Origin of the sequence: Thalassospira lucentensis (assembly GCF_032921865.1) — a bacterium.
GTDB lineage: Bacteria > Pseudomonadota > Alphaproteobacteria > Rhodospirillales > Thalassospiraceae > Thalassospira > Thalassospira lucentensis_A.
The window spans coordinates 235,112-249,121 of sequence record NZ_CP136684.1; the positions used below are offsets into that span (position 1 = coordinate 235,112).

Sequence of the window (14,010 nt, forward strand, 5' to 3'; positions counted from 1 at the left end):
CATCATTCAGGAGCCGACGGGAGGTCTCGGCTCCCTCACTGACTAATCGGCAATTCCGCCCGGTCGCCCTTAAGCGTCCAGTCCATCGGATCAAGCGTCCTGCCTTCGGCCGTGATAACGCCGCTCTGATGGAACGACACCGTGCCATATTGCGTATCTTCGATACGATATGTGCCATCGGTATCAACATGAACATCAAGCGCATGGCTATCGGCAAATTTCGCCAAATCACGGCTATGGCCCAGCCGGACAACCCAGATGCTATCGCGTCCGGAAAGACGCAATTCATGCCCGGCAGAGCCGCCTGTTTGCACAAGCTCCAGCGGACCGGAAGCTGATACAATCAACGCCCCCTCGCCCGAACGTGCCCACGCCCGATATCCATCGACATGCCATTCATCAAACGCCAATGTCGGGAACCATGCATGGGTAAAGTCAGGTTGCGGCGCCACACCTTCAAACCGGACAATCGCAAGATCGCGATATTGTTGAACGCGCGGAACACTCGCCGACCCGCCCCAGAATGACGGGCGCCCGAAACCGGACTGGACGATCTCACCAGGGTGGTTGATGAATATCTGTGCGCCCGGTTCGCGACCGATCCGCGCCTGAAGAAGCGTTTCCTGATATCCCCAGTCCCGCCACCGGTAAAGTGCGGCACTTCCCATCGCGGTTTCACTGGTTTTGTAATGATACAGTCGGCAAAACGCATTTTCGCCTTGCCAGAAAGTCCATTCCTGCGCGGTATCGCGTTTCTCCCAGCAGGCAATGTCGGCAAGATCAGGCAATTCAAGCCCATGATCACGCAACGCCAAAGCCATCTGGGCCAAGCAATTCACATGTGCGCCAAACTGGCCTTTGCCCCACAACAATCTGGCAAGACCGTTCAGTTCCAATGTGTCGGCAACGCAAAGTGAATGTTCGTAGCTACGGCCCTGCGCCCCGGTAATAACGCCATGATGCGCCGAATTGGCAATCATGGTGATCAGTCGGATAATGGCCCCAGATGCCCGCTTTCGAATGACTTCGTCGGGTGCAAGCGCAAACAGGGCCGCCAAACCTTTAAGATCAATCGGGAAATAGGTGCCAGAATTGAATTCCGCCATTTCGGCTGCTTCGAAATGATCGAACCACGCCATCAGGCGCTCATAACCGGCCTGCTTCTGGGCGATGCCATTACGATCTGCGCGTCGGAAATGTGACTGCGGCAACAGGTTTCCGGCCAGATAGGCAGAAGTATGGAACAACAATGCATGGTTTTCCGAGAAATACCATTGAACATCGTTGCCCGGCTCATCCATCCAGTAACGGAATTCCAGAATGGCCGCATCGATACGCGCGACCAAAGATACCGTGAGCCGATCCGCAAACACAATGCGTGTCCACAAAAGCGGAACCAGCGCAAAATCAGCACAGTCATAACACTGCTCGATCCCCGGCAAAGCCGTGTTGATGATTGCCTCGGCACGTGCCAAGGCCTCCTCATTTCCGACGGCCGCACAGGCAAGTGCGGTTTCGGTATCGGTTTCACCGTTCTTTGCAATCCATGCAAGGCTTTCGGCAATGCGCGCCTCAAGACTTTCCGGTGCTGGCCCGGTTACAGAACGCCAACTGACCTCCGCGCCAAGCCGCGCTTCGGTTGCAAAATCACCGCACTCGAACGTAAATCCGAAATACCGGTAATCTGCGGGAAAATCATTCGAAGACGCCAGCCGCACGCGATCGGCACCCGCAGGAATTTCAAAAACCACATCATCATGGTCATGCGACATGAAATGACCGGCAACCCGGATCCGGCCACTAACCTTGTCCGGAAACGGCACAGGCATGACAAGCCAGATATCATCACTGTCATAGAATTTACGATCAAGATGCATGGCATCAACAGCCGCCTCGACCGCATATACGCTCTCAGGTTCCGCCGGAAAACAATTCCCCGCATCTGCCTTTGGGCCGTCAATCCAGACAAGCGCAATACGGATAACCGCATCACGCTCGCACAGATCTTCAAACTGGACGGTAACCTCATTGTGGCCCTGTTTCAGATTGGCCTCAAACTCGACCTCGTCCATGGCGTTGCGGGTCGCGGGCGAAAGCCACGCAACCGCCCGCCCGTTCACATACACACGCGCGGCACCACAAATGCCCAATCGCAACCGCGCTGGGCCTGCATCCACGGCATGGATCGCCGTTCTCGCCCACCCCTGAATATGGGTTGCCCGGAACCAGAACCCCGAAAGATCAAGAAACGGTGATCCACCTGGCAAAATATTTCTTGCCTTCCGCCAGTCAGGGAACGGTAGTTCGGCAATTTCTTTGCCCCGGCGTTCGGCAATATAGGCTGTCCGGCAGGGATAGGTATGCGGGATGAAATTCTTTTCCTTTGTCAGGAAAAAGGTTGAATCCATCTCGCCTTCCATCGGCATATCCGCCACATCATATGCCCGTTCTTCAAGCGACGTGACCTGCCAGTAAGGAACGGATGCTCCGGATTTAAGCAGCATGACTTAACGCAGCTCCTTAATGGCAACCGGCGAAACATCGGTATATTCCTGATTTTCCCCGGTCATGCCCCACACAAAACCATACGGCCCGGTACCGGCCCCCATATGAATGGACCAGGCTGGCGACAGGACGACATCGCCATTTGCCACAACCAGATGGCGGGTATTGTCCGGGCGCCCCATGAAATGCATAACCCGGTCTTCATCCGAAAGATCGAAATAGCAATAGGCCTCCATGCGGCGCTCATGCAGGTGCGGCGGCATGGTGTTCCAGACAGAACCTTTCGCCGGATCGGTAATCCCCATCAACAACAGACAGGATGGCGCGACCTCTGGATGAATATACATCGCCAGGGAACGGCGATTGCTTTTCTCGGCATCTCCCATCTCAAGGATTTTCGATTCCGCACGCGTGATCAGACGCGTCGGCACGGAATGCCCCGCCGGAACAGAATTCATATAAAACCGTGCCGGGCTTTTGGCATCATCACTGCCCAGCGAAACGGTTTTAGCACCACGGCCGATATAGAGAACATCGCGGTTTGCAAGCTCATACCGCGTTCCGTCCACCTCGATCCAGCCCGCACCGCCAAGGTTTGCAACACCCATTTCACGTGCATCAAAGAACAGGTTCGTCCCGACATCTTTGCCATCACCAAAGCCAAGTGCCTTTTCTCCGGGTACGGCACCACCGACAATCATCCGATCAAAATGAGTATACGCAAAGCTGATCTGACCCGGCGTAAATAGCCCTTCGACCATAAAATTCTCGCGCAACTGCGAGGTGTTCATTCCATCGATCTGATCGGGACCGGCACCATAGCGTTGTTCCATAGCCACGGGATATCTCCTAAGGATTTTCCTGCACGTTCCGCCACCGTTTTTGCCGGTGACACACTTTATAAATTCGCAGAAGCAGGAAGATGGCTTCCCCTTCCGCACAAGAAAAAACATCACACCAAGAAATTTTTCGTGCAATATGTAAATAAATTCCACAAACTGACGAGAATCAGGAAAGGGAAAAACATGGCAGTAAGCGGACGCACGAAGATAAGCGACATCGCCTCGCGTCTTGGGGTTTCTACGGCAACCGTATCACGCGCCCTAAGCGGCAATGGTTATGTCCGGGAACATCTCGCCTCCAGAATCCGGGCTGCGGCCATTGAAATGAACTACGCCGTTTCAAGCACCACTGCCGGGCAAAAGGTCCTGATTGTTTCCTCGCAAGAGGCCATGATCGACTTCAAACGCAGCCAGTTCACCATGTATGTTCTTGAAGGGGTTCGCGAACGCGCCGAAAGCCGCGACATCCGGATAGAATCTTACATCTATCAGCCCAATCAGCCCTTCGAAGACCTCTATAAAGCAGCACAGACACCCGATTTGATTGGGCTGCTGCTTGTTTCTGTCGATGATGCAACACTTGATTTTGTGCGCACCTCGGACATGCCTGCCGTCCTGGTCAATGGTGACGATCCGGAAATGCAGCTAAGCTCGGTCACGCCATGCAACCGGTCTGCGGCCTCCTTGGCGACCAAACATCTGATCAATCAGGGACACCGCCATATCCTGTTTCTCAATCGCCCCGGCAGGCGCACAATTAAGCGCCGCCTCGAAGGATGGCGTGACGCGATGGACGGACATTACAATCCCGACTATGTGATTGATATCGACGACTGGACAGCCGAAGCCGCAAGCCAGCGCATCACCGAGGTCATCGAAAGCAACCTTTCTTTCAGCGCCATTGTCGCTGCTGGCGATATCCTGGCTGTGGGTGCTGTTTCCGCACTACAGGCAAAGGGCTATAACGTTCCAAAAGATGTTTCTGTGGTCGGCATTGATGGTCTGCCCCAGGGCCAATACATGTCGCCAGCGCTGACATCGGTCAAAATCCCGATGCAGACAGTCGGCGCGCTGTCGCTGGATCTGCTGATTGAAACCTGCCGACTGACCAATGCCGATATTGAAATGCCCGCACGCCGGATCGAATTGGCGTGCGAGCTGATTAGCCGTGAAAGCGTCTGTCCGCCACCGAAAAAGCTACGCTGATGGATGGGGAACCTTCATCACAGGTCCCGCACCGGCCCTATCGTGCAAGCCAGCCGCCATCGACATTCAGGATTGCACCCGAAACATAATCAGATGCGGGCGCTGCCAGATAAACCGCCGTTTCCGCAATATCATCTGGCCGTCCCCAACGACCCGCCGGAATACGATCCAGAATGGCAGCCGACCGATCAGGATCATCACGCAACGCCTGTGTATTGCTTGTCGCGATATAACCCGGCGCAATCGCATTCACATTGATGCCGCGTGCCGTCCACTCGTTTGCCAGAATACGGGTCAAACCGGCCACACCATGCTTGGACGTGGTATAGGACGGAACCCGGATGCCGCCCTGAAACGATAAAAGCGACGCGATATTCACAATCTTGCCCTGCCCGCCGCGCGCAAAGACCCCCTTGGCGAATGCCTGCGAGGTAAAGAACACCGCCTTGGCATTCACATCCATGACAGCGTCCCAGTCTTCCTCGGTAAAATCGATACAATCAGCGCGGCGGATAATCCCCGCATTATTGACCAGAATGTCGATATTGGCCCCTTCAAACAGGGACGCCCCCGCCATCGGATCAGCAAAATCAACAATGACTTCGCCTGCGACACCGCCCGCATCACCGATCATTGCAACCGTTTCGCCACAGCTTCGCCGTCCGGCACAGACAACTTCCGCACCTGCGCGTGCCATGGCGACAGCAATAGCCTGCCCTATTCCGGCATTGGCACCGGTTACCAAAGCTTTTCGACCGCTCAGCGAGAACGCATTCATGATATAACTCCGCTTGGATAGGTTTAGGTATGGGTGAACGTCACATCAGTCCGAGGAAACGCGGCAATGCCAGCGTGATCCAAGGGACATAAGTGGTCAGAAGCAAGGCCACCGATGTCGCAAAGAAGAACGGCAATATCGGCCTTACCACCTGATCAATGCGCAGATTGGCAACCGCACACCCGACAAAAAGGACACTCCCGACAGGTGGTGTCATCGACCCGACCCCAAGGTTAAAGATCATGATGATCCCCAAATGCACCGGATGAATGCCGATCTCGGTCGCAATCGGCAAAAAGATCGGGGTGAAAATCAATACTGCCGGCGTCAGATCCATGAAAAACCCGATGATCAGCAGGCAGACATTCATCACCAGCAAAATCACAATGGGATTGTCAAAGGTCAGAATGGTCTCGGCAATCACATCGGGAATACCGGCAATCGTCATGACATAGGACATGATGCCCGATGCCGCGATCAGAAACAGGATCGAACAACTGGTAACCGCCGAGGATTTCAAAGCTTCCAGATATTCCTGCAAGCTCGCCATCCGGTACATCAACGACAAAACAAATGAATACAGAACGGCAACCGCCGCCCCTTCGGTCGCGGTAAACGCCCCGATCGCAATGCCGCCGATAACCAGAATAATCATCAATAAAGGCGGCAAAGCCTGCCATATCACATGCAGCACTTCCGACCAGCCGACACTACCTTCGGTGCGATAGCCGCGGCGCACGGCAAAAAAGGTAATGACCATCATGACCGATAGCCCCATCAGGATGCCCGGAAGATACCCTCCAAGGAACAGGGCCGAAATCGACGTCCCACCCGATACCAGCGAAAACAGGATTAACGGTCCGCTCGGCGGGATCAGAATGCCAGTTGGCGCCGATGCAATATTCACCGCCGCTGAAAATGCGGGATCATACCCCTCTTTGCGCTGCAACGGCCCCATAACGCCACCAACAGCAGCGGCGGCGGCAATTGATGACCCGGAAATCGATCCAAACAGCATATTGGCCAGCACATTGGTATGCGCCAAGGCACCGGGCATACGCCCGCCCAGCAATTTCGCCAGATTGATCAGGCGGATTGCGATGCCGCCCTTGTTCATGATGTTCCCCGCCAGCACAAAAAACGGGATGGCCAAAAGTGTAAAACTGTCGATGCCCGAAAACATCTTTTGGGCGCTGACAAAACTGATAACCTGTGAAGGCAGATAGGCAAAGCCCGTCACAACCGAAGAAACACCAATCGCAATCGAAATCGGCGTTCCCAGGGCCAGAAGGCCGAAAAACAGTGCAAAAAGCACTACTGCCGCACCGGCAGGATCAAGCATGAAATCAATAATCACATCCATTTCAGGCTGTCTCCTGCACTTCTTCAACCGGTGCCAACTGCCCCAGACCAATCAGGATAATATTAAGAGCCTGTAACAGAATGATCAGGCCTGCCGACACCGGAACCGCAAGGTAAACCATCCCCATCGGGATCTGCATGATCGGCGAAAGCTGCGCCATTGCCGACATGCTCGCCCCCCAGCCACCGATCAGCATCGTAAAGCTGGCAAATGCGATGGAAATAACCCCGTTCAGCATCGCCAGCCCTTTGCGCCACCATATCGGACCCAGAAAAACCAGCAGATCAAGCGACAGATGTTTACGGCTGCCAAAACAGTAAGCCGACCCCAGAAGCGCCATCCAGATCATCGTGAATCGAAGCGTTTCTTCCGTGAACAAGGCAGGCGTTGCCAGCACATAGCGGGTAAAAACCTGCCACAGCATCAGGACCACCATGCCGCACAAAGTGATTGAAATAATCACCAGCAGCAGGCGCTCTATGCCATGCTTGAGAGATTGCAACACTTCGCGTTTCCTCCGTCGAAGTCGCCCGGCCAAATTCAGGCATTATTTTTATGTCGATTGTCCTCAGACCATGCGATGTGCAAACAATATCTGCAATCTGAAAATTATTTTCACAAACAATTCACAGTCGGCCTCACACATTAAAACCGGCTGATGCAACCGGTTCCACGAAACCAAACTGTGCTCCATCACATTCAAAATATTATGGAACCTGCCCGACGCTGTAGCCTCAAAGATATCGGCGTGCAATTGCCCCAAAGCCAGATGCAGGCGGCCCTTGCAGGCGGCTTCAACATGCTCGCTTCGATACTCGGGAATGAAAATTTATTACATATAGAAATTTTATTTTCACAATGACAGTTTTATCCACATGTCATCGATGAAATGCGGTGACATTTTCGTCACCGCCATTCGGGCGGAAAGAAATCCAAGGGAGGAAAACAATGAAATATCAGAAACTTGCCTTGACCTTAACAGCAATAGCCGCCCTTACGGTCGGCCAGGCAGAGGCGAAAACACGTTTGACTCTGGCCAACTCGCTGTCAGCAGACCACCCGACCAGTACAGCCTTGCAGCAATTCGCTGATGAAGTGAAAGAACGCACAGACGGCGAAGTTACCATTCAGCTGTTCTTAAATGCGGTTCTGGGGTCCGAGCGCGAAGTCCTCGAACAGCTTCAGAACGGTGCGGTTGACATGACCCGTGTGAGCGCAGGCAACCTCGAAAACTTTGATCCGGTATTCAAGGCATTCACCCTGCCTTATATCTTCAAGGGCGAAGACCATTTCTATCGCGTCATGACCGGACCGGTCGCAGACGAGGTCTATAACGCCACAGAAGGCAGCGGCTTCGTCGGCCTGACCTTCTTCGACAGCGGCGCACGTTCGTTCTATACCACCGATAAACCGATCAATACGCCAGAAGATCTTGCAGGCCAGAAAATCCGGGTTCTGAACTCCAACAGCTCGATCCGCATGGTCGAAATGATGGGGGGCTCCCCGACCCCGATGCCCTACGCCGAAATCTATACGGCCCTGCAAATGGGCGTGATTGATGGTGCGGAAAACAACGTCACGGCTTTGACCATCGGCCGTCACGGCGAAGTCGCCAAATTCTATTCACAGGACGAACATCTTCGCATTCCGGATTTCCTCGTGATCTCCAACGCAGCCACTGAAAAACTCACCGACGAACAGAACACCATTCTCAAGGAAGCTGCCCTGCATGCGACTGAATCCTTCCGCGCGCTTTGGGACCAAGCCGTCAAGGATTCGACCACCGAAGCAGAAAAGATGGGCGTGACTTTTGTCTCCCCGGATCAGGCACCTTTCCGCGAAAAAGTCATGCCGCTGCTTGACGAGTATCGTAACGATCCGGATTTCGGCGGTCTCCTGACCCAGATCCTCGAAACCGAATAATTTTCCGCTCCGCGCCGACCAAATTCCTCAAAAAAACAGCGAGACACAATAATGGGAACCGATACCGTCAGCCTTCGCGACGAATTGAAAGAGAAAATCTCTCAGATAGTGACAGGCTTGCGTAACCTGCGAGACGAAGGACAGTTCAACGAGCCGAACCTTGATGGAACAGCCGGTGATTATGTCAGTTTCGATAGTTGGGAATGGCCACAGGGTGTCGGTCTATACGGAATTGCGCAACTCTGGCTCCAGACCGGAGACGCAGAAGCGCGGAGCATTCTGGAAAACTGGTACGAAAAACAACTTTCCCTGGGTCTACCGTCCCAGAATGTGAACACGACAGCCCCCATGCTGGCGCTTTCCATTCTGTGGCAGCAGACCCGGGATCCTCGCTGGGAACCTGTTCTTGACGATTGGGCAAACCGCCTGATCGCAGACGCCCCGCGCACCACGTCCGGCGGGTTCCAGCACGATGTTTCAGACAAGATCAATAACGGCGAACTGTGGGACGATACCCTGTTCATGCTCGCCCTGTTTCTGGCATCGTACGGTCAGGCTTCCGGCCGAAAAGACCTGATCGAAGAAGCCAAATTCCAGTTTCTGGTGCACACCCACTATCTTTGCGAACCCGAAACCGGCCTGTGGTTTCATGGCTGGACCTTCGATGGTCATCACAATTTCGCCCGTGCACGCTGGGCCCGTGGCAACTCATGGATTTCGGCCGGAATACTCGATCTGATTGAACTTGCCGATCTTGATGCCGCCACACGCCGCTATCTGCTGTGGGTGGTCAAGGCACAGCTATCAAGCCTGATTGACTATCAGACCCAAAACGGCACATGGCACACACTGGTCGATGACCCGACCTCTTACGAGGAAATCTCGGCCACCTCTGCAATCGGCTATGCCCTGCTCAAAGGATATCGCCTGGGCCTTGGACCGGAAAGCTGGAAAACGGCTGGTCAGAAAGCTTTGCATGCGGTGCTCGGCAACATCGACAGTAATGGTGTCGTGCAACAGGTTTCCTACGGCACCCGCATGGGACATGATCTTGAATTCTACAAGAACATCCCCCTGCACCCAACCGGCTATGGCCAATCCATGGCGCTTCTATGCCTTGTCGAAGCCCTCAATCACATAAACGAATAGAATTGCGCTTCAACTGAAGCTTCGAAAGCCCCTGTCCGCATTGCGACAGGGGCTCTTTTTATAAGTTTTCAACGAAGCCTATCGACCAAGACCGAACCAAAATCACTACAAGACAATGATCCGGCAAGGTCTGCTGTTCGTGTGTCCGGACTTTTGAGCATTTCAGCAATTGCCATATCAAGTCGGTTCGCCGCCTGCTGCAAGTCGTTGCGTCCAGTTTCTGCCCCCTTCCAATCCAGAAGCAAAACGGTCGACAGCAAGAGAGACACGGGATTGGCAATGTTTTTACCCGCGATATCAGGTGCGGAACCATGCGATGCCTGCGCAATCGCATTTTCATCCCCGACATTAAGCGATCCGGAAAGCCCAAGGCCACCGGCCAGCTCCGCCGCCTCATTCGAAAGGATGTCACCAAACATGTTGGTCGTTACAATCACGTCAAACGCATCTGGCGTTCTGACCAGAAGTGATGCCATCGCATCAACATGTTCTTCGCGAACCGTAAGTCCGCCCTGCTCGGCTGCGGCTTTCTCTGCTTCGGATAAAAACAGACCGTCGCTAAGCTTTAAAACATTAGCCTTGTGCACAATGGTCAGATGCCCGCGACGTTTGGCCGCAAGACGTGCAGCAAATGCCGACACCCGATAACTTCCCTGGCGCGTCACCTTGCGCATCGCCAGCGCAAGATCAGGAGTTGGCATCACCTCGCCGGTGCCTGCATACATGGTGCGATCGGCATAAAAACCTTCTGTATTTTCACGCACAATCACCAGATCCATATTTCGGGCCAAAGCAGGAAGACCTTCAAACACCTTCGAAGGCCTTACATTGGCATACAGATCAAGATTGATGCGCAATGCCGCAGAAGGATTGATCCCACCCTGATCTGCCGGAGGATAATGCGCGGTATCAACCGGTCCCAGAATGGCCAGATCAGCCTTGCGGGCACGCTCGATCAATTCCGGGGTAATGGTGGCACCGTACTTTTCCAATGATGCAAATCCGACGTCTTCGCTGCTAAATTTTAATCCCAGCGAAAATGAACGATCCAATGCCTCAAGCACATTGCGGGTGACAGCCGTAATTTCCGGTCCGATCCCGTCGCCCGGCAATAAAAGAACATCCACGACCCTAAACCTCCGTCAGAATATTTTCAGGAACAAGAACCCGACCTTCAAATAACCGGCGTGCGGTGCGGATCACCCCGCCGGAAATCACCGAAAGATTTGGTCCTGATCCCTCAATGGTAAGTTCCACCGCAATCATGCCACTCGGATGTTCAATCTGAATCCACTGTTGCGGCAAGGCCTTGAGACTGATCATACCATCAACGATGCTTCCTGAAAGTGATGCGCAACTGGCAACACAAATCGCACCGGTCACCGCATGGGTCGCATGGCAATTATGCGGCACAAAATAGCGCGATGTAATATCGCCACCTTTTGTCGGCTCGGACAGAATGGCCATTTTCGGAACAACCTTGCCGGTACAGTCGCCAAGCCCCATCAGTTCCGATGCTTTGCGGCGCACGGCTTCCATCCGCGCAATCAGTTCTGCATTGCCGTCAAGCTGCGCCTTTGTTTCGTTCCCCGTTATTCCAAGATCGCGGGCGCGAAACATCACCATCGGAACCGCCACATCAATACAGGTCACTTCAAGCCCGTCGATATAGTTGATCGGTTTCCCCGTTGGCAGGAGCCGACCGGTTTTGCTGCCCATGATATCCTTGAACCGCAATATCAGCGGGGACGCCGTCCCGGGCACGCCATCAATCGCCGCATCCCCGCTATAGGTCACCTTTCCGCCGGGTGTCGCGACCAGAACGTCAACCAATGCACCGACATTTTTATTGTAAATGCGGACCAGCGTTTGATCCCCTGTAACCGGCACCAAACCGGCCTCAATCGCAAACGGGGCAACGGCTGCGGTCATGTTCCCGCAATTCGGATTAACATCAACCTCTGCCCTGTCGATGGCGACCTGGGCAAACAGGAACTCGACATCTGCATCCGGTCGGCTGGACGGCGCAACAATGCATGATTTGCTGGTTAACGTATCGGCACCGCCAATTCCATCAATCTGACGTTTGTCTGGCGACCCCATCGCCGCAAGCAAAAGACGATCACGCGCGGCAACGTCTTCGGGCAAATCACTGGCCAAAAAGATCGGCCCTTTTGATGTCCCGCCGCGCATCATCACGCAGGGAACGGCATGTTGGTCATTCACAATCACGGTATTTTTCATGTCGATCACCCCAGCGGCCAGGGAAGTTCAATCAGGTCCTGAAGCATCCCGGCCGGGAAATCGAGAACCAGTGACCACGCAAGAACACAAAGCCCGCCAATCGCAAGCCCGGTTAAAAGCAACGTCCGAAGCCACGATGCCTTTGCCTTGACCCGAAGGAAGGCAATGAAGAACCCGGTAATCGCAATCAGGAACCCAAACACGGCGGTTGCGGCCACCATTCCGGCAACCCAAAGAACGTAGTGCCAAAGACCTGCAGTCGGCTTCACGTCCTGATGTTCAAGGTCAAATTCATGATCAAAATTGGCCGCATGCGACGGTGGCGATACAATCAATTGCCAGATCAAAATCGCCGAAACGACAAACATCACGACCGAAACCGCACCGGTAAAGACACTGCCAAGGAAGGAATGCTGCGTTGCATCCCAAATTCCGAACGCAAAGAACGCCAGAAGCACGCCCGCAAACAGGATTTGCGGCCAGCGTTTCGGATTGTGGGAATGGCTGCTTTCCTCTTCTTCAACCGGATTTACCGGGTGTTTGCGCATCCCCATCAGAACGGAAATGACTGTCAGAGCCGCGATAATTACCACACCTGGACGGGTCAGGAATTCCCAGTTGTAGAATTGCAGCGCCTGATAAAGGTAGGTTTCCGTGTTGGATGCGAGCACAAAACCAATCAGAAACGCTGGGCGAGGCCAGCCAAAACGTTTCATCAGAACACCAAGAACACCAAGCACCAACAAGGCGATCATATCGGAAAGGGAACGCGTCGCCTGAAACGCGGCAAAGCAGATCACCGTAATCATGAACGGCGCAAGGTAACCGTATTTGATTGTCGTCAGGCGCGAGACGAAAGGCGAAATCAGCAATGCACCGCCAGCACCAACCACATTGGCAATCGCAAGCGACCAGATGATCGTGTAGGTGATATCAAGATCGCGCCCAACCATTGCTGGGCCGGCTTCAAGACCAATCAGGACCATACCGCCAAGGAAAACAGCCATGCTGCCCGATCCGGGAATACCAAACAGCAAGGTGGGAACGAGCCCGCCGCCCTCCTTGGCATTGTTTGCGCTTTCCGGTGCCAGAACACCGCGAATGTCGCCCTTGCCGAATTGCGATTTGTCTTTTGCGGTCTGGACGACATGGCCATAGGCGATCCAGTCGACAACACTTCCGCCAAGCCCGGGCAGCGCCCCGACAATACTGCCAAGACCGGCACAACGCAGGCACAACCATTTGTGACGGATCATATCCCGAACGCCGTCGCGCCATCCCAGACCAAGGGTGCCCTTATCAGAAATAGATCGATTTTGCCGACACAGGTCGATGATTTCAGGGAATGCAAACATGCCCAGCCCGACAATGACGAGTGGCAGACCATCCATCAGATAAACAGAGTCAAAGCTCATGCGGAGTTCGCCGGTGGCCGGAGCCGCACCAAGCGCACCCAGCAGCAAGCCTAGGCCCGCAGCAATCACGCCTTTAGGCAGGCTTTTACCGGCAAGAACGCCGACCATCGACAGACCAAGAACAGCGAGCATAAAGAGTTCGGCCGAACCAAATGCCAGGATCAGTGGCCGCGCGATCACGACAAAGCCGGTCAGGATAACAGCCCCCACCAGTCCCCCGACCAAGGATGCTGAAAATGCAGCCCCCAGCGCACGGGCACCATGGCCTTTTTTGGCCAAAGGAAAACCATCAAGAACTGTTGCTTGTGATGCACTTGATCCCGGTATCCCCATCAAGACAGATGTAAATGTATCCGAGGTCGGGATAACAGCAACAAGACCGATCAACATGGCAAGTGCCGAAATCTGGTCCATGCCATAAATGAAAGGTAACAGAAGAGACAGCCCGACAATTCCGCCCAGACCGGGCAGAATGCCAACAATCATGCCCATTCCAACCCCCAGCAAAAGATAGATCAGATGGGTTGGCTGCGCGAAATGAGACAGTGCCGTCATCATTGCATCAAGCATCAGGAAACTCCGTCA

Annotated in this window: 11 protein-coding genes; 3 read left to right on the plus strand and 8 right to left on the minus strand. The window is 54.0% G+C overall.

Annotated elements, in window-relative coordinates:
• Positions 1 to 35: 35 nt before the first annotated feature.
• Positions 36 to 2,504 carry a hypothetical protein gene (locus R1T41_RS01805; protein WP_317339550.1) on the minus strand — a complete coding sequence of 823 codons (2,469 nt, stop codon included), beginning with the start codon at positions 2,502 to 2,504 and terminating at the stop codon, positions 36 to 38.
• Between the two features lie 3 nt (positions 2,505 to 2,507).
• Positions 2,508 to 3,338, minus strand: coding sequence for a 5-dehydro-4-deoxy-D-glucuronate isomerase (gene kduI / locus R1T41_RS01810; RefSeq protein ID WP_317341558.1), 831 nt, complete (start codon positions 3,336 to 3,338; stop codon positions 2,508 to 2,510).
• Between the two features lie 192 nt (positions 3,339 to 3,530).
• Here kduI and R1T41_RS01815 point away from each other — a divergent pair, with 192 nt between their 5' ends.
• Positions 3,531 to 4,553: a LacI family DNA-binding transcriptional regulator gene (locus tag R1T41_RS01815; RefSeq protein WP_114109861.1), complete on the plus strand. Its 1,023-nt coding sequence runs from the start codon at positions 3,531 to 3,533 to the stop codon at positions 4,551 to 4,553.
• 37 nt (positions 4,554 to 4,590) lie between these two features.
• Here R1T41_RS01815 and kduD read toward each other — a convergent pair whose 3' ends face one another.
• The 3 genes from kduD to R1T41_RS01830 are packed head-to-tail and all read right to left on the minus strand — an operon-like array spanning position 4,591 to position 7,199.
• Positions 4,591 to 5,331 carry a 2-dehydro-3-deoxy-D-gluconate 5-dehydrogenase KduD gene (kduD, locus tag R1T41_RS01820; RefSeq protein WP_317339553.1) on the minus strand — a complete coding sequence of 247 codons (741 nt, stop codon included), beginning with the start codon at positions 5,329 to 5,331 and terminating at the stop codon, positions 4,591 to 4,593.
• A gap of 40 nt (positions 5,332 to 5,371) precedes the next feature.
• Positions 5,372 to 6,694, minus strand: a complete 1,323-nt coding sequence (locus tag R1T41_RS01825) for a TRAP transporter large permease (protein WP_258547186.1) — start codon at positions 6,692 to 6,694, stop codon at positions 5,372 to 5,374.
• Between the two features lies 1 nt (position 6,695).
• Positions 6,696 to 7,199 carry a TRAP transporter small permease gene (locus R1T41_RS01830; protein WP_114109859.1) on the minus strand — a complete coding sequence of 168 codons (504 nt, stop codon included), beginning with the start codon at positions 7,197 to 7,199 and terminating at the stop codon, positions 6,696 to 6,698.
• A 443-nt stretch (positions 7,200 to 7,642) separates the two neighbouring features.
• Between R1T41_RS01830 and R1T41_RS01835 the strand changes: the two genes are divergently transcribed.
• Both R1T41_RS01835 and R1T41_RS01840 read left to right on the plus strand, forming a co-directional pair.
• A complete protein-coding gene (locus R1T41_RS01835; protein WP_062947907.1) occupies positions 7,643 to 8,617 on the plus strand; it encodes a TRAP transporter substrate-binding protein in 975 nt (324 codons plus the stop codon).
• A 51-nt stretch (positions 8,618 to 8,668) separates the two neighbouring features.
• Positions 8,669 to 9,766 (plus strand): glycoside hydrolase family 105 protein, encoded by a 1,098-nt coding sequence (locus R1T41_RS01840; protein WP_317339558.1) that lies wholly within the window; start codon positions 8,669 to 8,671, stop codon positions 9,764 to 9,766.
• A gap of 68 nt (positions 9,767 to 9,834) precedes the next feature.
• Here the strand turns inward: R1T41_RS01840 and R1T41_RS01845 are convergent, their stop codons facing one another.
• From R1T41_RS01845 to R1T41_RS01855, 3 genes are read right to left on the minus strand one after another with little or no spacing between them, the layout of a single operon-like run.
• Complete coding sequence (locus R1T41_RS01845; RefSeq protein ID WP_317339560.1) at positions 9,835 to 10,893, minus strand: isocitrate/isopropylmalate dehydrogenase family protein; 1,059 nt, start codon at positions 10,891 to 10,893, stop codon at positions 9,835 to 9,837.
• Positions 10,894 to 10,897: 4 nt separating this feature from the next.
• Entirely contained in the window at positions 10,898 to 12,010 is a 1,113-nt protein-coding gene (locus R1T41_RS01850) for a 4-oxalomesaconate tautomerase (protein ID WP_051682459.1), read from the minus strand.
• 5 nt (positions 12,011 to 12,015) lie between these two features.
• Positions 12,016 to 13,995: a tripartite tricarboxylate transporter permease gene (locus tag R1T41_RS01855; RefSeq protein WP_317339563.1), complete on the minus strand. Its 1,980-nt coding sequence runs from the start codon at positions 13,993 to 13,995 to the stop codon at positions 12,016 to 12,018.
• Positions 13,996 to 14,010: the final 15 nt, after the last annotated feature.